General features: G+C 39.2%; 17 protein-coding genes. 4 read left to right on the top strand and 13 right to left on the bottom strand.

Annotated features, from left to right (window positions below; all coding sequences use genetic code 11):
* Positions 1-148: 148 nt before the first annotated feature.
* A complete protein-coding gene (locus tag SCALIN_RS23025; RefSeq protein ID WP_096893358.1) occupies positions 149-670 on the bottom strand; it encodes a DUF2141 domain-containing protein in 522 nt (173 codons plus the stop codon).
* A gap of 16 nt (positions 671-686) precedes the next feature.
* Entirely contained in the window at positions 687-1292 is a 606-nt protein-coding gene (locus SCALIN_RS05390) for a lysophospholipid acyltransferase family protein (protein ID WP_162532163.1), read from the bottom strand.
* Positions 1293-2189: 897 nt separating this feature from the next.
* Here SCALIN_RS05390 and SCALIN_RS05395 point away from each other — a divergent pair.
* Entirely contained in the window at positions 2190-3059 is an 870-nt protein-coding gene (locus SCALIN_RS05395; RefSeq protein ID WP_261340990.1) for a tyrosine-type recombinase/integrase, read from the top strand.
* A gap of 669 nt (positions 3060-3728) precedes the next feature.
* Here the strand turns inward: SCALIN_RS05395 and SCALIN_RS05400 are convergent.
* From SCALIN_RS05400 to SCALIN_RS05450, 11 genes are all read right to left on the bottom strand, one after another.
* Positions 3729-4097: a leucine-rich repeat domain-containing protein gene (locus SCALIN_RS05400; protein ID WP_096893365.1), complete on the bottom strand. Its 369-nt coding sequence runs from the start codon at positions 4095-4097 to the stop codon at positions 3729-3731.
* Positions 4098-4255: 158 nt separating this feature from the next.
* Positions 4256-7837 carry a chromosome segregation protein SMC gene (gene smc / locus SCALIN_RS05405; RefSeq protein ID WP_096893367.1) on the bottom strand — a complete coding sequence of 1194 codons (3582 nt, stop codon included), beginning with the start codon at positions 7835-7837 and terminating at the stop codon, positions 4256-4258.
* A 358-nt stretch (positions 7838-8195) separates the two neighbouring features.
* On the bottom strand, positions 8196-8558 hold the full coding sequence (locus tag SCALIN_RS05410; protein WP_096893369.1) for a histone: 363 nt from the start codon (positions 8556-8558) through the stop codon (positions 8196-8198).
* Positions 8559-8607: 49 nt separating this feature from the next.
* Complete coding sequence (locus tag SCALIN_RS05415) at positions 8608-9342, bottom strand: anaerobic ribonucleoside-triphosphate reductase activating protein (protein ID WP_096893371.1); 735 nt, start codon at positions 9340-9342, stop codon at positions 8608-8610.
* A 37-nt stretch (positions 9343-9379) separates the two neighbouring features.
* A complete protein-coding gene (gene nrdD, locus SCALIN_RS05420) occupies positions 9380-11773 on the bottom strand; it encodes an anaerobic ribonucleoside-triphosphate reductase (RefSeq protein ID WP_162532164.1) in 2394 nt (797 codons plus the stop codon).
* 7 nt (positions 11774-11780) lie between these two features.
* Positions 11781-12275 (bottom strand): transcriptional regulator NrdR, encoded by a 495-nt coding sequence (gene nrdR, locus SCALIN_RS05425; protein ID WP_096893469.1) that lies wholly within the window; start codon positions 12273-12275, stop codon positions 11781-11783.
* A gap of 125 nt (positions 12276-12400) precedes the next feature.
* A complete protein-coding gene (gene mnmE, locus SCALIN_RS05430) occupies positions 12401-13834 on the bottom strand; it encodes a tRNA uridine-5-carboxymethylaminomethyl(34) synthesis GTPase MnmE (RefSeq protein WP_096893374.1) in 1434 nt (477 codons plus the stop codon).
* Positions 13835-13869: 35 nt separating this feature from the next.
* A complete protein-coding gene (yidC, locus tag SCALIN_RS05435) occupies positions 13870-15615 on the bottom strand; it encodes a membrane protein insertase YidC (protein WP_096893375.1) in 1746 nt (581 codons plus the stop codon).
* A 66-nt stretch (positions 15616-15681) separates the two neighbouring features.
* Positions 15682-15852, bottom strand: a complete 171-nt coding sequence (locus tag SCALIN_RS05440; RefSeq protein WP_096893377.1) for a Trm112 family protein — start codon at positions 15850-15852, stop codon at positions 15682-15684.
* A 15-nt stretch (positions 15853-15867) separates the two neighbouring features.
* On the bottom strand, positions 15868-16596 hold the full coding sequence (locus SCALIN_RS05445) for a segregation and condensation protein A (RefSeq protein WP_096893379.1): 729 nt from the start codon (positions 16594-16596) through the stop codon (positions 15868-15870).
* Between the two features lie 47 nt (positions 16597-16643).
* Complete coding sequence (locus SCALIN_RS05450; RefSeq protein ID WP_096893380.1) at positions 16644-17276, bottom strand: site-2 protease family protein; 633 nt, start codon at positions 17274-17276, stop codon at positions 16644-16646.
* 898 nt (positions 17277-18174) lie between these two features.
* Between SCALIN_RS05450 and SCALIN_RS05455 the strand changes: the two genes are divergently transcribed.
* The 3 genes from SCALIN_RS05455 to SCALIN_RS05465 are packed head-to-tail and all read left to right on the top strand — an operon-like array spanning position 18175 to position 22789.
* On the top strand, positions 18175-18678 hold the full coding sequence (locus tag SCALIN_RS05455; RefSeq protein ID WP_230406559.1) for a KdsC family phosphatase: 504 nt from the start codon (positions 18175-18177) through the stop codon (positions 18676-18678).
* Positions 18678-20651, top strand: coding sequence for an LPS export ABC transporter periplasmic protein LptC (gene lptC / locus SCALIN_RS05460; protein WP_096893382.1), 1974 nt, complete (start codon positions 18678-18680; stop codon positions 20649-20651). The genes SCALIN_RS05455 and lptC overlap by 1 nt, the downstream gene beginning before the upstream one ends.
* Positions 20648-22789: a HEAT repeat domain-containing protein gene (locus SCALIN_RS05465; protein ID WP_162532165.1), complete on the top strand. Its 2142-nt coding sequence runs from the start codon at positions 20648-20650 to the stop codon at positions 22787-22789. Before lptC ends, SCALIN_RS05465 begins: the two co-directional genes overlap by 4 nt.
* The last annotated feature ends 28 nt before the right edge of the window (positions 22790-22817 follow it).

Consider the following 22817-nt stretch of genomic DNA (forward strand, 5'->3'; position numbering starts at 1 on the left):
TGTTTCAACACCGTTTGTAAGATCGCAAATTATAGGTAAAAACACTTAACGATCAAACTGGGGCACCTTGTCAGGCGCAGCAACCCTGAATGAGCGTGCAAAACTAAGTGAAGAAAATAGAAATATTCAATATTCATACAACGAGCACTCAGTAATTCAAGTTGATCGTCATATCTAGGTTTTGTCCGTCATAATGGAAGCTAGCAGCAGAAAACGCTGGCGCGCCGAGCACGCCTTTTACGTCGTTTGAAAAACCGTAACCTTCCTTTGGAACTCCCAACCAGCTAGTGTCAAGTTTGCCGTTCACATTTTCATCATGAATAATGGCAAGCGCATATGTTCCAGGCGCAATGTCATGAAAATCGAAACTCACCTGCTTATCGCGAACTTTTATTATCATGGCATTGGTTGCGCAGCGTAGATACTTAGTAGGAAAACCATCCGGAGATTCAAATAGCACGCACGCTACGCTTCCCTCACTGTTTCTTATGTCCAGAATTTCCACGTGAATAACTGGGGGGCATGGTGAGTCGGCAAAGGTGATGGTTGGAAAGTTCGCAGACATCATCAGTACTACAAACCATGTTACGAATCGAGTTCTCATGAGAACATGCATTTGCGTGCCCCTGATCGTCGAAGCCCACCTCTGACTTCCGAGTAGTTTACTCATTCATTATCCTCCTTATTTATGATGTTGTTTCTATTCTTCTAAGAATGTTTTCAGACGCTAATCGTAATTCCTTAAGACTTTCAGGTATCTTACCGATTGTATCTTCAATTTTAAAAGGTTCGCCAAAAACTATTTTTACCCAGTGTTTTTGTGTCAGCAAGTCAATTACCTTTCCGCCTAAAACATTTACGGACCCGTCAAGGTTTGACTCTATTTTAAGAGGCAAAATTAATTTGTCGCTTTTAGCGGCCACATACGATATTCCCCTGCGCGGCCTTCTCTTTACAGTTATACCTTTATTTATGCCTCCTTCTGGGAATATGACTGCCCTTTCACCGCGAGACAATAAAGTTATTAACTGCCTGCCGGAGAATTCCAAGTCCTTCCCCTGATGGGCGGGAACTGCTCCAAGAAAACGATAAAAGAACAATATGTCATAGAAATAATCATAAGCCATGTAAAAGAGTGGGAAATATTTAAAACGAAACGGCATGGCAAGGCAAACAGAAATGGGATCAAGATATGAAACATGATTTACCGCTAGAATAAAAGAATCTCCAGCTTTTTTCAGATTGTCAGTCCCTTTAACCTTAAAATCTAAGAGGATTCTAAATATAAACATAAGCGACAAATATGCTGAGAGTTGTACAATTTTTATAATGTTTCTAAGCATTCTCATAAAATCCGGGAACACAGCCGTACAAATAACATAGCTATTTCAATGATATTCAAATAAACCTGTCTTTTTAAAAAGATCACAACATAACACGCCCTTATCAGACGATAATAACTTTTAATTTGCAAGCGTACAAAGGCTTTATATCATACTCACGCCTGATAATTCAAAAGAATTATTGTATGATTTTTAATGTCATTTATATTATTAGTAATAATGTCGTACAATACATGTCTTACCAGGAGGGAGTGTTTTTGCTTACGAATTGAGTTTTGTCAGCTTTGCCGTCTTTTAGAATCATTTTTGATAGGACAGAATGCTTAATATAAAAATCGCTTAATTTGTGATTAATATTTTCGGCGGAAACATACTTTTCCATTTATTCTGGTAAACTCTGGAATATTAAATATTTGTTCAGAAAAATACAATCAATGTAGGATTTAAATGGATCAAAAGTTCGAATAAACTAATTCCGCCGGAATGTAGTTATCATTAATTACCGGAAGTTCAAAGAAATGAGTTATAATGTTGATCCTTCTAATAGATCATCTCCTAAGGGTGAGAAAACTGTTAATAAAATCATTGGAGACCTACAAGGTGAAGGTATATAATACTGCCGATAGCGACATACAGATGCAATCAGGCTTCGGGAAAGGATATATAAATGTTTAAACGAAGCGATATCTGGTGGACGTGTATTAGTCATAACGGCAGGAAGTTCAGAAGAGTCTTGAAACCTCTGACAAAAAGCTTGCACAGGCTATAGAGGCTAAGATCAGGACTGAGATTGTTGAGGGAAAGTATTATGAGAGATTGACAGGACAATGCAAAACCTTCAAGGACATGATGGATAAGTTTATGAAGGATTATGCTCCTACAGTCTCAATGAATACTCAAGAAGGGTACAAATATTATTTAAAAAATCTTAACAGGTTTTTTGGCAATCCTGCGTTGATGTCTATAACGCCTAAGATTGTAGCAAAATATAAATTGTATCGCAGAGATTACGGAGCAAGCCCTTCAACGGTAAACCGTGAGCTTTATATGCTTTTAAAGGCTTTCAATCTGGCAGTCAAAGAGTGGGAGTGGCTAAAGGATAATCCTGTTTCCAGAGTACAGAAGGAGCTGGAAAACAATGAAGTTGACAGGTGGCTGACAGAGGGTGAAGAGAGAAGGCTTCTTGGAAATAGTCCTGACTGGTTACGTGAGATAATAGCCTTTGCATTGAACACAGGTTTACGACAGGATGAATTGCTGTCCCTTGAGTGGAGCCGTGTAAATCTGCTCCGTAAAACTATTCTTATACAAAAGACTAAGAATAATAAGCCCAACACTCTTCCTCTGAATAGTCTGGCACTGAATGTCATTATGCAAAAGCATGAAGGTAAGGTGAGAAGCCTTAAGAATGATCTTGTGTTTATCAGTATGTCAGGTACAAAGATTGGTAAGCGTAACCTGATAAGGGCATTTGCCCAGGCATTAGAAAAAGCGGAGATTAAGAATTTTACGTTTCATTGTCTTCGCCATACATTTGCCACAAGATTAGCCCAGAATGGTGTAGATATTTACAAAATAGCAAAGCTCTTAAATCATAAAGACCTGAAGAATACGCAACGCTATTCTCACCATTGCCCGGAGAGTTTAATGGTTGGTGTTCAGATTTTGGAAAAGTTTGACTACAATCCTACTACAATGGCTCAAAATAGTGGTTGAAAGTAGTACTTGTTTTGTCGTAAGTCCTTGTTTGATAATATGGGCGATACTGGACTCGAACCAGTGACCCCTTGCTTGTCGAGCAAGAGAAAGAAGGGCAATAGTTCTTCGGTTTAGTAACAAGTGTTTAGGTTTGTGACCAGAATGGGGAGTGAGATTTACTCCCTGTTTTGATTTGCTTACTTGACAATTACTTGACAGTGCATAATTCTACATCTACTAATCGAAACTAGTTAATTATTTCTTTAGGTTTGTATCTCTTTTGCGGTATGTATTTTCCACTTTCTTAATCCTGTTATATAGTTTTTTACTAACTTTACAACTGGATCAGTTTTTGGGGAGCAGGTCATTCTGAAGTTGTGCCAGAGGCAGATCCACCTTTAGCGTGAGAGGAAAGACTGAAAAATCTCATCACGAGAGATTCTTCGATTCCTCCAGCCGCTCAGAAGATAACAAAGAGCAACGCACGCAAACACCTAACCGGTTACTACTGTTAAAAAATAAGATATTTAACACCCCAGGCGTAACTTCAAGCTTCTCTAAGCGACTATTCTTTTAAAAGATTTTTGTATATTAGGGAAGTAAGGAACACTGGAGTAAAGGCTCTGTTTTAAGAAAATCAAATTAAGAGCAGGATATATTCATCTCCTTTTCTACCCTGCTCTTAATTTACCAGTTTAAAATTACTACACTGTTACCACTATCACCATCTGTCATTCTGTCACCATCAGAATCCGCATTGTCGAGGTCAGTGCCCGTATCGTCTTCGTTGACAAATATACCCGTGTTCGTTTCTACTGTATTACGAAGACCATCTCCATCATAATCATTACAATCAAGCGATGGGTTTGGGTTAGGGTCGTAAGTAAAGTTTATTCCGGGATTGTTGCTAGTTATCAAAGGAATAGAGATGCAATATGCTTCTCTATTTAATGGATTGTTAAACAGGTCAACCAAAGTTAGATTTGTCATTCCAGATAATGGGGAGATATCTACTATTTGATTGCCTGCCGCCACCAACATATTCAGGTCTGTCATACCTGATACACCGTCAATGTTTTGGAAAAGTCTTGATATTAGACCACTTCTTATGAGGTGGATATTCCGCATAAATGTCCGGGGGACAGCCCCGGTTCTACGACTTCGTTTCGCTACGTCCGTAAACAGGGGCAGTCCCCCCTACGTTACCACATCACTCATGCCACCTGCTTCTCTACTTCTTCAAACTTGACAGATATTTTCTTTGATACTCCAGCCTCTTCCATGGTAACACCATAAATAACATCTGCAATGGTCATAGTTTGCTTGCTATGAGTTATTACGACAAATTGAGATTCAGATGCAAATTCTTTGAGTATCTGGATAAAGCGTGTAATGTTATTTTCGTCCAGGGCGGCATCAACCTCATCAAGCAGGCAGAATGGACTCGGTTTGGATTGAAAGATGGCAAACAAAAGAGCTATGGTCGTCATCACCTTTTCACCACCGGAAAAAAGCATTATTGATTTAAGGTCTTTTCCTGGAGGCTGAGCAATTATATCTATACCAGCATCCAGAATATCAACACCCTCCTCCAGGACAATGTCCGCCCTGCCACCGCCAAACAACTTTCGAAATAATTCGAGAAAGTGGTTCCTTATTTCATGAAATGTAGTTTCAAACAGCTCACGGCTTGTAACATTTATCTTATTTATAATGTCGTTTAAGTCCTTTTCAGACGTCTGCAGATCTTCCACCTGATTCGCGAGATGCGTCTCTCTCTCCTCAAGCTCTGTCTGCTCATGAATGGCTTCGAGATTGACACTGCCCATTTTATCAACCTTACTCTTTAGCTCATCAATCTCCCGGGACACATTATCCCAATCCAGGGACCCATCGTCTTCATCATTATGCTCTATTGCAAACTGAGAAAGTTCAACCTGATAATCATCTCGAATTCTCTCTTCCAGGTCGATAACTTTTATTTTGAACTCATTCTCCTTAAGTCTTAAATCATTTATTGCATGCTCATGGTTTTTATACTCTTCATTATACTCATCTACCTGTCTGATTTTTTCAGTCAGTTGCCCGTTACAAACGTCTTGCTTTTCCCTCAAGCGTACACCTTCATTCTCTAACGCTAGTTTTTCTGACTGAAGCTCTTCTAGTTTATTATTCAGATCTGTAATCATATTTTCACTTACAATAGTCTTTTCCCGGCAATTGTTTATTTCGCTATAAGCGGCAGTCAGTCCTTCTTTGTTTTCGACAAGTTCTTTCTTTAACTTATCGATAGAAGCAATGAGATTGTCGTTTCTCTCCTCTTTCTGTGCCAGCACGACCTTTAGTTCAGTGATTTCATTTTGCACATTGACCTTACCGGATTCCTTATGTATCCTGTCACCTTCCAAAACGACAACTTGCTCTTCCAATACTTTTCGATGATCATTTAAGTCTGCAATTTCACTGTTGAGGTTTGCTTCTCTCCGGTTAATATTTTCAATATGTTCGTTTATTTCCTGTATTTCGCTTTCGTTAACACCCTGTTCATCATTAAGTTCAACGTTTTTAAATTCTTCTTTCTGGAGGTTACTTTCCTGTGAAATTTTAATAGAATTTTCAGCATCTATCCCTCTCTTAAACTCATCGGCATTTTGTGTCAGGTGTACAACCTCAGATTCCTTAATTTCCTTTTCACCCAAACGCGTTTCAATTACTCTTAAAATATTTGCAAGTTCCAATTTAATGCTCTCAAGTTCACTCTTACGCGAAATAAGCCCAAGCTTCATATCACCCCTGCCAACAAGGATGGTCCCTCCAGGCTCAACAACCTCTCCATTTAATGTCACTATGCATTTGGCTCCACATCTCTCACCCGAAATTCTCAATGCGGTATCAAAATCATCAACAACAATCGTATCTCTCAATATATATTCTACAAGAGGTTTGAAACGGTCTTCGCTCTTTATTAAATCAACAGCCCTGCCAACAACACCCGGAATATTTAAATCTATAGGAGCATGCCCCCCCTCCACCCGTATATCTTCCAATGGAAGAAATTTGACATAACCCTTATCCTGCTCTTTTAAAAAACCGGACGCCTGAATCACGTCTTTTATCGAATTAACAACAATTATCTGTGCCCTGTCTCCTAAAACGGTTTCAATAGCAGATACATAAGTGGTATCTACCTTTATTAAATCCGCAACCATCCCATACACTCCGCTTATTACTCCATTATCTTTTCCAGACTCTTCGAGAACTACCTGTACACCTGAGCTTACCCCCTCAAAACGTTTTTCAAGGTCTTCAAGGGTCTCCAGACGCGATTCTTTACGGCCCTGTAATTGCCGTGAGTCATTTATACTGTCGCCAATAGTCTGAATTTCAGAATTTAAAACCTTAATCTGTTCGTTCGTGCCTACCAGAGAGAGTTCAAGGCCTTCAATTTTACTCAACACCCTGTCCCTCTGTTCCGTAAGACTCCTCCTCTGATATTCTATACGTTCGAGCTCTGATGATATCTCCTCCTGACGTTTCAGCAGTTTGCTCCTCCTGTTGCCAATCGTTTCTCTTTCCGCACTTAAACTACCAACCTCATTTTGAAGACTGGAACCTCTATGCAACATATCTATGACTTGTTTTTTATTATCTTCGATCTGTTGCTCAAGGATATCATACTCGTATACATACTGTTTTAATGCTGTCTCTTTAGTTGACAAACTACTATTTCCCTCTGTCAAGTCCTTCTGTATTTTTTCTAAATCCTGATTCAGTTCACTAATATCACGCTCCGCATATTCAATCTTATTTTTAAGTATATCGATAGATTTTTCATGTTTATCTTTCTGTATATTCAGATCTTCTATCGTATTATGATTAAACCCTATTCTATCGTGCGCACCTGTAATTTTTGCTGCCAGACTTGCCAGATTAATCTGACACTTTTCAAGACTGGAGGCAAGCTCATTTATGCTGTTTTGCAAACTATCTTTTTCCCCATTTAAATCCTCAATGATTGTAAGGGCTTCCTGACACCGCCCCTCTGCCTGTTGTATCTGTTCCTGAGCAATCTCTCTTTCATCCTTAAACGTTATATATTTCTTCAGTGACAACTTAATCCTTAACTCTTTCAGCCTGACAACACGCTCATTATATTTACGGGCCTTCGCCGCTTGAAGCTTTATAGAACGGAGCTGCTTCTGTACCTCTTCAACTATATCATTTACCCGAAGCAGGTTTTGTTCAACCTTTTCCAGCTTTAACACGGTTTCTCTTTTTTTTGCTTTGTATTTGCTGATACCAGCCGCCTCTTCAAATACAAATCTTCTCTCCTGCGCATTTACCTGCAACAGAGATTCAATCTTTCCCTGTTCCATGATAGAGTAACAACTCCCCCCAACCCCTGTACCCAGAAATAGCTCCTTAATATCCTTTAATCGACACGGCTGTTTATTAATTAAATATTCAGATTCTCCCGCAGCATACAGACGCCTCGTAATACATACCTCATTATATTCTACCGGTAACAAATCTTTGTCATTAAGAAACGTCAGTGATGCTTCCGCGTATCCCATAGACGGTCGTGAATTAGTACCGCTGAAAACAACATCCAACATCTCATTACCTCTGAGTGATTTTGCGCTCTGCTCACCGAGTACCCACTTAAACGCATCAACAACATTGCTCTTTCCGCATCCGTTAGGTCCGACAATACCGTTAATACCTCTGCCAAACTCAAAGTATGTCTTGTCTGCAAATGATTTAAATCCAAACAACTCTAATTTTTTAAGCAGCATAAAAATCTAGTTCCTTTCATTCGCCATTTTCCTGGTTTTTGCTTCGCAAAATAAAGATACTCTCGTCTTATAAGGCGAATTTGCTGTTGTATCCCAAGACAAAAGGCGCCAAGGACTTAAAACAACTCTCACCTTATCTATACAGCTTCACTTCTTTTTATTCAACAATCTATAATTGATAGTATGCCTATAAAAAAGGAGCGTCTCTTTACAGAGACGCCCCATTTAAACTCTTTCGATTCTGGTCCATAAATGTAGATTGAAATACTTTCCATTCACATACTCTTAAAACCTTTAGCTTGTAATATCAGTTAAAACCATCTACTCTAAGGCCTTCGTATCAGACCTGACAATCTTCTTATTTCTTTACCACTTTCTTCTTTGTAGTGGTTTTCTTTCTGGCCACAGGTTTCTTCTTCGCAGTGGTTTTCTTCTTAACTGTAGCTTTTTTCTTAACAACTGTTGTTTTTTTCACGGTTGCCACAGTCTTCTTCTTGGTGCCACAAACTTTCTTCTTCGGCACAGCTTTCTTCACTGCAGCCTTTTTAACAGTTGTCTTTTTAGCTGCTGTCTTTTTAGCTGCTGTCTTCTTTACTGTTGTTTTTTTTGCTACAGTTTTTTCAGCAACAGCTTTCCTGGCTACGGTTTTTTTAGCCGTTGCCTTCTTTGCTGCAGGCTTCTTAGTTGCACACTTTTTACGAGTAACTTTCTTTACTATCATTATATATCACCCTCCTTATGACAAAAATATGACCAAAATAATCGAAGAGCTACCAATTACAGCTCAAGGCCTTCATTTCTTCACCTCTAACGTAACAGTTTTTTACATATCTCCGAGCACTTTCAGCAAAATCCCTAATCTCATCTTCTGAATATGGTATGACATCAAACATCTTGTTATCCAAACAGTTTGTCGGCCTGAAAGATTGTAAAATATATCTACTCGCACCTGTTATACTCTGTGCTATTTCAACAATATCAGCTTTATTTAAGAAAGCCGGGCAAACTGTAGTACGGAACTCATACTCAATTCCACTCTCCATTATCAGCTTTATACTCCTTGCAATGTCCGACAGACTGCATGTAACTCCACCCACCTCATTATACTTCACGTCTCTCAAAGGTGCTTTTATGTCCATAGCGATACAATCAATCAGCTCTCGCTGTATCAAGTCCTCTATCTTATCAGGATTTGTACCATTTGAGTCCAACCTGACCTTTAAGCCCATATCTTTGAAGATTTTTATGAGTTCATCTAGGTCATCATGGAATGTCGGTTCCCCTCCGGAAATAACAACTCCATCCAGCCAATCTTTATTTTTCTCAATCCTCTTCTCTACCGCCTCTAAAGGTATGCTTTCAAGCTCATTAGGTTTCTGAACCAGATGGGTAGCATGACAGTAAGGACACCTCATATTGCAATGGGGAAGGAAAAGAATGGCAACAATATTTCCTTCCCACTCTATTAAGCTACTCTCAACAAAACCCTTTATCATTATCGACATTTTATCACCTGGAAAACAATATTTAATCAATATTCATCTATTTACAACTTTTATTTGGAGCTGCAACATTCTCTGCATGCCTGTTGACCAATTCCTGCATCTTAGTCATATCCCAATTGTTAACCCTGTCTTGTGAAGCACTTCTTTTTATACTGTAAAGATTTGATGCATCACAGTAAGAACACTGATCTACCAACCTTGGGATAACACGGTGACATTCATTACAGATAGTAAACTCCGGTGATATGGTTAATTGTGCCGCCTGTGTATTCTCAAAAGTTCTCTTAACAAGCTTCATAATACTGGAAGCCGGAGGTCTCTCTTCACCCACAAACGCGTGTATTATCGCACCCGACTCAATCATGCTATGGAACATACTCTGCACCTCTATCCTCTTCACCATATCCACAGGCGCATCAGGACGCAGATGAACGCTATTGGTATAGTAAAATTCGTCTCTCTCCATATGACCCTTAACCAGGTCCACAGCTTCAGGGAAATTTCGAACGTCAATCTTTGCAAGCCTTCGACTTGCACTTTCAGCAGGCGACTCTTCAAGGGAGAATTTCAGATTGTGCTTTTTCCCCTCTTCTTTCACTCTGAAATACATATGAGAAATAATGCGTAGCCCAAGCTTAAGCGCTTCATCATCATCGTGCAACTCTTTACCAATCATAAACTGCAGACACTCATTCAACCCTATAATACCGACAATGTAAGTCGCCGCTTCCAAGTCTACATACGGTCTTCCGTCATGGGCAGTTTTACCAATCTCCCACAATGGCATATTCGGAGAAGCCATAAGCCTGGCAATAAAGTGCTTCTTCTCAAAATGGGCCTTGATGGCGATATCCATACCCCTGTCAATTTCCTTGTAGAGTTTATCAAGGTTACCCCTGCCAGCCCTGTAAGCAGCCTGTGGAAGGCTTACGGTTATATTTTGAAATCCACAAAATCTCATACTCTCCGGATGGTCAATCATATAATTATCGTCAATAGTAGTACGCAATCGACAACATGCTGACAAGGTTATTTCATCCCTGTCAAAGACGAAATATGGCACCCCGTTTTCGCTGGCAATCTGTGCAGCATATTCCAGAAGCTCGTATTGTTTAGGTTCGGTATATGTATCCTGACTTATATGAAAATCACATTTAGGGAATGCAAACACATGACCATGACAGTCGCCATTTCGCCAGACATCAAGCAACGCCTTTGTAAACCTCTGGGAAGCCAATTCATAATCCCCATACGCCCTGCCGGTATACTTTCCTCCGGGGCCTACTGCCTGTATCTTCTTCAGATAATTTGGCACCCCCGTGTGTATGTTAAAATCGAGGAACAGTGTCTGCCCTCCACGTGAGAACGCGCTCTGAGAACCACTGAAGATTAAGTGTTGAGCTTCCTGCTTCATCTCTTCATGGCTCATATGCTCTACATACGGAGCATACATTATATTGACATAACCTATTCCCAGAGCTCCGGCATAATACGCCTGCATCGATGCAAGAAAAGTATTTAAATGACCCGTAAGTGTTCGGGCATGTTTTGCAGGAGCGGAAGATGTGTCAAGGTTTTCCAGCGACAATCCATATTTCTTCAAGTACTCAAGAGAGTGGGATGAACAATACACCCTGGTTGGATAACCAAGATCATGGATATGGACCATCCCGGAAGTATGAGCGTCCGCAACCTCTTTCGAATAAACCTCCTGAAGGGCATACTGTTTCATAGTATTCTCAGCAACGGCCAGGTTAATTGCTTCGGGGTTATTCGATGCTATATTACTGTTTTCCTTAACTTTGGAATAGATAAGCTCTTCAATATCATACTTTGGCATGCCGAGACTGGCCTGCTTTTTCAGCTTTGCGTTATAACCTCTCTCAAAAAGCTCATTATCCACTAACTCTCTGATTAAAGGAGTAGATATTTTGTTAAGTCCGGAAGCAAAGATGCGTCTCTCAACAGCAGCCGCAATTTCCTGAGATATGGAAACTGACAATTCCGCCTCTTTCTCCAGGGCTGTCGCTATTCTCGCCCTGTCCCACGGAAACGACTCATCTTTTGAAACAAGATCAACCATGAGCGCCGCATCTGTTGTGTCACCGCTTTTCGTAGTTTGTTTTCTCACGCGAAGTGATTTACGCACCTTCGCCCTGTCTTCTCTGTATAAAATGTAGGCTTTAGCCGTCTTTGCATGTCCGTTTTTTATTAAAACCTCTTCAACCAAGTCCTGGACATCCTCAATACCTGGAATATTTTCAACAAATCTTTTTTGTAAAAAATGGGTAACAACACTTGCAAGCTCCGCTGCAATAGACCGGTCCGCTCCACCAACAGCTTTTGCTGCCTTAAAAATAGCATCTGCTATCTTGCTCTCATCAAATGCCACCATCCTACCATCACGTTTTTGAATTGTTTCAACTGTCATTGTATTATTACCCTCCATTCTTACTTGTTTTTTTCTGTTTTATTTTCTTCGCTGAAGGCATCAAAGGTTTAAGTTCATTTATAAATTCGTTTATATCTTTAAACTCTCTATAGACCGACGCAAATCTGACATAAGCAACCTTATCCAAAACCCTGAGATGTTGCATAACAAGTTCACCAATAGATGTTGTTTCAACCTCCTTCTCAAATTTATCGTATATTACACTTTCTATTTCAGAAACAATAGTTTCAAGTATATCCGTTGACACTGGTCTTTTCTCACACGCCTTGAGCAAGCCTGACAAAATCTTATTGCGATCAAAATTAATCCTGCTACCATCTTTTTTTATCACCCTTACAGGGCTCTCTTCCACCCTCTCATATGTTGTAAAACGCCTGCCACAATTTAGACACTCTCTCCTTCGCTTTACACTCAACCCATCAGTTGATGCTCTTGAATTAATAACTTTATCGTCGTCAACTTTACAGAACAAGCACTTCATAATGGTATCAGAATTAAAAAAACACAAATGTAAAAGCAACAACCAGAGAACAACATCTGGGATGTGTGAGTAAGCTACCATACAACATATAGAATGTCAAGTGGAATTCCAGGGATTAATTTTTTTTATTTGCCAATACAAAATGTTGAAAACACGATGTCTAAAATATCTTCTGTTACTACCTCTCCGGTAACCTCACCAATAGCGTCTACAATCCTTCTCAGGTCAATTGCCACAAGTTCATGACTCATACCGCCTACCAGTGAATCCGAGATTTCCTCTATAATTTCAATAGCTTTACCGATTACTATTTCCTGCCTTACGGTGAAAACTATTTCTGATGCTGAAACATCAACATTACTTTCAAGGATTTCAGAAATGATTGTTTTTTTTAATGTATCCAATCCATCACCGGTAAGTACAGATGTTTTTACCACCGGAAAAGCGTTCATCTGCAAAGGAAGATTTTCATGACAAACATTTTGCTTAAGATCGGTTTTATTAATTACTATTATCTTATTCTTCGTGGTTATAGAGTCAAAAAGCGCTATCTGCCGGTCACAAACATCAACAGAACCATCAATAACAAATAACACAACCTGAGCGTCATCCATGGAACTGTATGTTTTCCGTACAATAAGAGATTCCAACTCGCCCTCGCTACATGTAACCCCAGCAGTGTCTTTCATGCGGAAATTTATACCATCTAAAAGCACATCAGCTTCTAACGTATCTCTTGTTGTACCATGGACTGGCGTCACTATCGCTTTTGAACGGTTTAATAATTTATTAAACAAACTTGATTTACCCGCGTTTGGCCAACCAATTAATACCGTGTTAATACCGTGATGAAATATTTTTGGTTTTTGTCCACCCCCACTAACCAGGCTTAATTTCTCTTTTACACGCTCAAGTTCTTTCTTGATTTCACCAGAAGAGACCAATTCAATGTCCTGGTCATAAAAATCAATAGAAGCCTCTACTCTGGCACAAAGATCCATCAACCCCCCTTGTATGCCATGCATCAACTCTGTCAGCTTACCCTTCAGGTTAGATACAGACATTAACAACTCAGAATCTGTCTGGGAACGAATAACGTGCATGACAGACTCTGCCTCTGCAAGGCTTATCCTGCCATTAAGAAATGCTCTTTTGGTAAATTCTCCGGGTTCCGCAATCCGAATATTTCTCGATACTTCATTATTGTCTTCTCGATTAGTATTTTCTCTTCCAGACGAAAGCAGCATTTTCATGAGCATCTCAAGCAAGGGAGGTGAGCCAAAGGTATGGATCTCTACAACATCCTCCCTGGTGTATGAATTTGGAGACTTCATGATATAAACAGAGACAGGAATGCGGACATTTTCCTTTTCGAGAGAGAGGATGCCATGACAGGAGCTGAAACCTTCATTGCTTATTTTCTCTCCGGTAGCATCAGGCACAAAGATACTTCTTAAACAATTAAAAACATCTTTGCCGCTAAGCCTGATAATCGCCCTGAGAGACTGGCCGGAGGGTGTGGATATCGCTAATATACTGTCATTGATACCAAAAGACATGATTTCAGTTTATCTACTGATGCTGTGGCAAAATATTATTTTTTCACCTTAGCCTTAGCGTCAATTACCCTCTTACCCTTATAATAGATATCAAGCTTTTTAACACTTCTTCTAATCAGTATCTGCTCACCTATGCTGATAATCGTACTTGTTGTCCAGTAAAGAGCAAGTCCTGAAGCAAAGTTATAAAGCATGATAGGAAACAGGAGCGGCATCATCTGCATCATTCTCTGCTGCATCTTTGCCTGGGGATCATCTCCTGCGGTATTCTTTGGTGTCAGTTTCATTTGTATAAATGACGCAATACCCATTAAGATCGGTAAAATATTCAACCATCCCCCGATAACCGGCAATGTGAATGGTAATTGGAATAGTTGATCAGGCGCTGACAAATCTCCGATCCAGGCTACAAAAGGAGCCTGTCTCATCTCGAATGAGGATTGAAGCGTCCTGAATAAAGCAAAGAATACGGGCATTTGAAGCATCATGGGGAGGCAACCGCTCATTGGGTTCACCCCATGTTCCTTAAACAACTTCATCTGTTCCTTACCCATCTTCTGCTTATCGCCCTTATGCTTCTCCTTTAACTGACCGATCAGAGGCTGTAATTGCTGCATTCTGACCATGGACATCTGGCTTTTTCTGGTTAAAGGGAAAAGTACTAATTTTACAAGAAATGTAAGCACCAGGATAGCAACGCCATAATTTGGAATAACTCCGTATGCCGTATTCAGTATCTTCACAAGTATCTTACATATCGACCTCATCATACCGTAGTCATAATCTAAAATCGACAAGAGATCTTCGCATTGATTTAAGGCCTTTGTCTCTTTAGGCCCAAGGAAGTAAATATAGTCATGTCGTTTTTCACCCTGTGGTGGTATCGCTATTTTTGTAGTATGAAGTTCAACAGTAAAGTCAGCTGATTTATTATCTATGTAAACAGGATCAGGATTATCAATTAACTCAGATGTCGCGACAGTCATTCTACAGCCTGCCTGAGGTTTTAACGCTACTGCAAAGTACTTATTGGTAGAACCGGCTAATGTAATACCGACTGATTCATTTTTATACGGCATATCTTTAATATCAGTATGCGCAATCTTCGTCTTACCCTTACCCACATCTATTCCGACTATTGACGAAAGACCGGAAGTTTTGTTTACCTCAGGATAAATACCATTTGCAGCCGTTATTGAATATGATGTACGGATCTCAGAATCAGTAGTGTTCTGCAGAGAAATGGCCACATCAAAATAATAATTCCCGCTTTTTAAAGATATCTCTTTCGTTATTTGAATTCCATTCTCTAATAAAGCAGCAAAAACAACCTTGTCAGGCCCTTTCTCAATCACCTTATATCTGCGGGTTTTTGATTGATAACTTTTATCATCCGCCAATTCAACACTAATTGGTAAAGAATCCGGTTTTGAAGACTTAAGCAATTCTAATGTCTCTGTTTTTTCAGGATTTTTGAATTCCGGTAATATCACAGACTTAAGCGCAGCCCCTTCATTTGTCCATACAGACCTCATCACATCGTTTTGTAGCAAAATGTAGTCCTGCAATTCTGCATCATTTTCAACGATTTCGACAACCTTTCGGTCATGTGCCACCACTTCAGTCTCTATTTCATCCTTTAACTCGCCCTGTTCAATGGTTTTTTCCGCAACCTCTTCCGGACCTTTTTCACCGGATTGCTCAGGTGGTTTCATCAAATTAAAGAAATAAAGCATTATTATTCCACACAGGAATAAAGCTATTAATGCTTTCTTATCCATTTACCTGTTCTCCAAACTTCCTTAAGAATAAAAAATATTTTATAAAATTATGAATATCAAAATCCGCTACTTATCATCTTTCGGTAATTCAGCTTCGTCTATTAACATAACGGGAATATCGTCCTTTACAGGGTACCGTCTCCCGCAATTAGTACATACTATTTTATCGTTTTCAAGTTTTACCTCAACTTTGCAAAGCGGACAAGCAAGAATTTCTAGCAACTCTGCATCAATCATCAGAACTTACTCCTTTCAATTACCAGCTTTTTTTATTCTAATTTCATCAAAATCCCTGGTCTGCTCCAGTTTAATCTTTTTTAATCGCACCAACTCCAGCAATGCAAGAAAAAAACCTATGATCTCTTCCTTACCCTGATTCTCATACAATAACTCATTAAGTGAAACCGTGTACGAAGTAGCCAGCCTATTTATGACCTTATCCATGTATACATGCACCGGGGTATCATCATAGACGATTTTCTGAATAACATCCCCCAGAGTCTGTTTCATAAAACCAGAGAAAAATTGTGCAAGTTTCCAAACATCAACGTCGTCGAGGTTTACCTTATCATCCTCTTCTTTTCCGTCATCTATAAGTCTCTCCTCAGGCCTCGAGAATCTATGGCTTCGCTCCTCAGATAACATCGACATTGTTGTAGTAGCTTCCTTGTATTTTTTATATTCCAGTAGCTGCTTTACCAACTCCAGCCTCGGATCTTCCCCCTCATCCTCATCGGTTACTTCCGTGCGAGGCAGAAGCGTCTGAGACTTTACATACATTAATGTTGAAGCCATAACAAGAAAATCTCCAGCCAACCCAATGTCTATACTTTGTAGCTCATTTAAATAAGCTATATATTGGTCGGTAATTTTGGCAATTGGTATGTCATATATATCAACCTCTTCCCTGCGTATTAAGTAAAGAAGCAGATCAAGCGGTCCATTATAGGTATCGAGGTCAATTTTATATTCTGTCAGCATTTGGTTATAGGTTTTTGTTAGTGTAAATCAGCGAAATCAGTACCTGATCAGTTAATCATAAATGTCATAAAAAGATTCGCAAAAAATACCGTTGGAGGCCAGATAACATAGGACAATATCGGTATATGAGCAAAATTTCCCATCAAAATTATCCCGAGTAAAATAAAAGGACTATACCTACAGATATTTTCGTACCCGGGAAGCATCTGACGAGGCAAAAACCCTTTCAGGACATGTGAACCATCCAAAGGATACAACGGAATACAGTTAAAAATTGCCAGTATCAGGTTAATCATAATTAACTGTTTCAATACTTCAAACAGATCCGATGAAACCCCGGTAATCTTATACAATATTTGAAATATTAAACCGAAAAGCAACGCCGAGACAAAGTTAGAAACTGGCCCTGCAGCTGAAACCAGGACATCATCACGCCTGGGATGCTTGAAATAAGCCGGATTTACCGGCACCGGCTTTCCCCATCCGAAATGAGCAAAGATGAAACATAATACTCCCAGAGGGTCAAGATGCGCTAACGGATTAAGGGTAAGTCGCCCCTGCATTCTGGCCGTTGGATCACCTAATTTATTAGCAGTCCAGGCATGAAAGAATTCGTGAATAGTTAGTGCGTATAATATTGCAATTGCAAAAGGTATTATACTCTTAAGATCAAGGCCCATTTAATATGTAGTAAATTTGTCATACTATCACGCTTCACATTGTATGTCAAGCAAAGAACATTACCAGATACACAACGTTCTTACACTGACAAAAACCCTGTTTTTTACTCCCAAATGATTTAACCTATCCGCAAACAAGGAATACTTATATAGTCGTTATTGGTAAAATGTGCATGAAGAAAAAAATAAATAGTTGGTAGAAAGGTATGTGGATGCCAAAACTCACTCGACGAAGAGTTTGTAAGCGCTATATTCCCTATTTTTTTACTGTAAGACATTTATAATAAATTGTTAAAGGTACGCTTGAATAAAAAATACTTGTACATATAATAAATTGCAACTATAATAAACCGCCGTTTTACATAACCCATGTAGAGAAACTACTTTAACAAATATTTATTAAGCGTGAAATAATCAAAACAGATACATATAAAATATTTTAATAGAACAAATGATACCGATATTATGCTTTAGTCAATGTAAGTACACTCACGATAGAGAATTGATATTCAGGATATGCCTGACACAGAAAACAAACTACTTAACTTATACAGTCCAAATCAAAACAATCCTGACCAGATATACCCATTACGAAGTTGTTTTAGGAATTTCAGGGCAGGAGTTTGCCTGAAATTTTGATTTTTCGATTGAACAAAACCAGAGGCTTAGCAATGCTAAGTCGAGGATTTTGTGATTGAGAAAAATCTATAAGTTCTGGTGAAATCTGGTAATGAAAACCGAAAACCAATTCGTGATGGGTATAATTAGTGGGTTACGACAATTCCCTTGTAGAAGCCAGAGTTTTTCTTCCAGACTAGTACTGTTTTACAGAAAATGTATAGTTATTTAAAGATCACAAACTACAATCAACATCAATCTTTTTACAGAGGGCAATATATTGGATAATTTAAAAATAGTTATCATGGATGTAGACGGTGTGCTAACTGACGGTAAAATAATATTAGACGCAAACGGAATTGAATCAAAAGCTTTTTATGTACAGGATGGCACCGCCATTACCTATTTACACCGTGCCGGAATAAAGACTGCAATTATCAGTGGTAGAGAAAGCAAAGTTGTTGAGCTTCGGGCAAAAGAGTTGTCTATAGAAGATGTATACCTTGGAATACATAAGAAATTAGATGCTTACGAAAAAATCCTGAAGAAACACAATATAAAAGATAATGAAATTTGTTATATTGGAGACGATCTTATCGACCTCCCAATCTTGAGGAGAGTTGGCTTCTCTGTTGGAGTACCTGGCGCGCCCTCAGAGGTAAAAGAAAGTGTTTCCTACATAACTGATGCCCCAGGTGGGTATGGGGCAGTCCGTGAAGTAACGGAAAAAATATTAAAATCACAGGGAAAGTGGAATGCTATAATCTCAAGGTATTACTCATAATGGCTGTAAACATAAAACAACGAAGGCTTTTTTATCTTGGAGTTATAATTATTTGCCTCTTATTTCTGGCATTATCAATCTCCGGTTTGTTTAGATTTACTACGTATGCAAAAAGAGAGAAAAACCCCATGATAAAGGATATCATTGACCAAGACACCAAAAAGAAACAGAAGCTCTCTCAAGTAACCGAAACAGGAGATGTCTCTCAGGAAATTTACGGTCTTTATCTGCCCAGCTACAATGAGCAAGGAGAGGAAATCTCAGTAATAAGAGGCGCTTATACCGTATTCCTTAATAATAAAACCTACAAAATCACTAAGCCTGAAATATATTTTGCAGGTGACAGCGAAAATGACGGTGATGGCAGACAGACAAAAGGCATTGTCATTACTTCGGACATCGGAGATGTAGATAAAGCAACTAACAGCGGGGTCCTTCGTGGCAATGTTGTATCCAGAATGGGGGAAGACCTTGAAATACATACAGAAGATCTAACGTATTCACCGGAAGATAATACAGTAAATACAGACGGTCCGGTTACAGTCCTGGGAGAACAGATGAAAATTACGGGAAACGGGTTTGATATAAGTTTGTCCGATGCAAAAGCAGCAATTAAGAATGACCCTGAAATGGAAATAACAAGCGATAAAGAAGGCGTCCTTTTGTTTTCGGATAAAGGAGCTGCCACAGATAGAAATATTGTGGAGAATATCTTTATACGAGCGAGTGGTGAGTTAATCTTTGAACATGAGGAAAAGCTTGCAACCTTTTATGATAATGTACGTATTACAAGAGGAGAATCTACCGTTTTTGCCGATAAATTATCAGTGCCTTTTGACTCTAAATTAGAAACTATGGAACAGGTTATAGCAAGTGGTAATGTTTTGGCATCAGATGGTAAAAAAAATGCTAAAGGAGAAACGCTTACCTGGGATTCAGAAAAAAAAGTTGCAATACTGGAAGACGACCCTGTCGCTGAGTTCTTCGACGACAAGATAACAATAACTGCCCCCAGGATCATGTTCTCTAAAGTTCAAGGCAGGATGGATGTTCCGACTGCCGGACAACTAACAACTGTCGTCAACTTAAAAAGCAAAAAACAGGAAGAAGAAAATACTAACGCAAAAACAAAAATAATATTTACCTCTTCTGACAAAAAGACAATCTATGACACTATTACAATAAACTGGAAAGGAAGTATGTCTTTTGAACAGAACAGAAATCTGGCAGTTTTTGAAGAGGATGTTATTGTAACCAAGGAGGACACAAAACTATACTGTGAAAAACTTGAAATTCATTTTGACGATGAAAATGATTCATTAGAAGAGCTGGAAGCTACCAAAGATGTCCATTTGATTGAAAAGAGAGAGGATTCTGTCAGAGAAGCGAGAGGAGACAAACTCACATGGGCCTCTACAAATAACTTTACAGAGCTGTACGGTAATAATCCGCTTGCCTCAGTAAACGATGGAGAGATTCAGATATTCGCTCCAAAGATTACATTCTCTGAAACTGAGGACAAAATGCTTGCCGAGGGAAAAGGGAATCTGATAGCTGAAACCAGCTCAAAAAAGAAGAGCAAAGAAGCGGAACACCTTATTATTAATTGGGACAAAGAGATGATATATAATGGACAGGACCATGTCGCAAATTTCTATGAAACGATTAAAGCCACAAAAGGAAAGGATAAACTTGATTGTGACAGGCTGGACGTCTTTTTCGATGACCAGGACAAGATAAAAAGTGCCACTGCGTTTGGAAATGTTTACGTTAACAGTCCAGAATCAGATAATACTGAAGGGTTAGGTACCCTGCTTGAATGGGATTTGATAAAAGACCTTGCAGTGCTTACGGGAAATCCTCTTGCAGAATTAAGGCGTTCGGGGTCTCGGACGTTTTCTAAAAAGATTATCTTTGACATAAGCACAAAAAGAGTACATTGGGAAGGAAGGCCACACTGGAAAATCTATTGAGAACAAATGTAAATAAGGTTGTTAATAAATTACCTTGCATAATTTCCATAACTTTACTAATTTTTATAATATCTGTAGAGGTTGCAATTCCCGAAGAATTATCACGTGATATTGTGATAATAGCACGACACGGTTCTTTAGAAGATACACCTGAAAACACTATCGCTGCATTTGAAAAAACAGCAGATATTGGCATAAGAGGATTAGAAATAGATGTAAGAAGAACAAGAGATGGCAGATTAGTTCTAATGCACGATGCAACGATTGATCGGACAACGGATGGCATAGGTTACGTCAGCAATTTACCATATGAGGAAATCAAATTGTATGATGCCGGCTCCTGGAAGAGTGAAGAGTTTACAGGTGAAAGAGTACCGCTTCTGTCTGAAGCCATACAATTTGCGAAAGAGAGAAAAATGAAACTTATTGTTAATGTACAGGAACATGGGATTGAACAGGAAGTGCTATCTCTTATTGAAGAATATGACATGATCAATCATGTTTATTTCAGTGGCAGATTACAATACCTTCGCGACAAGGACCTGGATATTAAAGGCGCACAACTTGTCTTTTTACCTCCGGACGAAGCGATAATTGATAACGTGGACCTTATCCACGAAAGGCATAATCATGTTGGGACCAGACTATTTGGTACAGATGATAGAGATAAAATGAAGAAGAAAATGTTTCAAGGTATTGATATCATTCTGACAGATTATCCAAGTGTCGCAATAGACCTTCTGCATTTCAGAACAATAAATAAACCGGAGAAAAGAGAGCCAAGAGAGAAATTAGAAACGAATATAGCCGGAAACACAGAGCAAATAAGCGCGCTGATAGATACAATTGCTTCAGGATCTCCTGATCAGTCAAGAATGGCGGCATTGGTGTTTAGCACTTTACCGGCGGGACTGGCAGTCCCCCCACTGGTAAAATGCCTGGATTACAAAAAACCTGTTAAACGGTTTTTACCTAAAATTAAATTCCGTATACCATTTATCAATAATGAAATACAGGAGGATAAGAACCTTCTCCCTACCGCTCAAGTACAAAAAAATATCGTATGGTCATTGGGTCTTATCAAAAACAGTAGTGCGGTTAAACCGCTTATAAAACGTTTTGAAACTGCTGATTCAGGACTGAAAAGAGAAATAATACAGGCGCTGAAAATGATCGGAGATAAACAGGCTGTTCCCGTATTAAAAGAGATATTATTAAATGATGAGGACCTTTATGTCAGATTTGATGCAGCAAGGGCCCTGGGAGACATTGACAATACAGATTCTGTTTTTACCCTCATAAGAGCAATGAAAACGGATAAAAGCTGGTTGGTCAAAGGGAGTTGTGCCGGAGCACTTGGAAAACGCGGTGACAACAGGGCCTCTTTTGCACTGAAAACACTCTTAGATACTGATGAGGGAGATAATGCGTCATGGGCACGCGATAGAGCTGCGTGGGCATTATCAAAAACAGGAATAGGCGGTACAGAAGCCCTTGTGTCTTCATTAGGCGCTACCGGAACAAGTACCCGAAGAAGGGCTGCCTGGGCGCTTATAGATATTGGAGATCCGGCAGTCCCATACCTGTTATCAGCACTTAAAGAGGTAAGTCCATTTGCACGCAAGAGAGCGGCAATGACGCTGGGATGGATCGGAAATAAAAAAGCCGTTTTACCTCTTACATGGGCTCTCGCAGATAAAGATCGGGAAGTAAAGAAAATGGCAGCCTGGGCGTTGGGGAAAATAGGAGACGACAAGGCAATCACCGCGCTTGAACGTACAGTTAATGACTATATTCAAATAGATGAAGATATTAATGAACAGATAATGTCATTAAACGAGCAAATACTGGTCCTGGAAGATCAGATTGCGGTTTTAGAAAATGAAATGACGCTACAGGAAACAGGTGAAGCAAATATAATAAGTAATAATTCCGAAGACAGAGAATACTGTTTTAACAAAACCAGAGAGGTATGGAATGTTAGTCATATCATCGCGCATATCGCCAGACTTGAAATTTACGAGGCAGAGAAAAATAAAATTCACACCTCTATCAAAAGTCTAAAGAACGTACTTCAGGAAAACGAAGAACTAACGAATCATGCAAAAGAAGCAATTCAAAGATTAAACTATAACTAAGTTTAGTCTTAATTTTACTCGAAATATA

This window comes from Candidatus Scalindua japonica (genome assembly GCF_002443295.1).
GTDB classification, from domain to species: domain Bacteria; phylum Planctomycetota; class Brocadiia; order Brocadiales; family Scalinduaceae; genus Scalindua; species Scalindua japonica.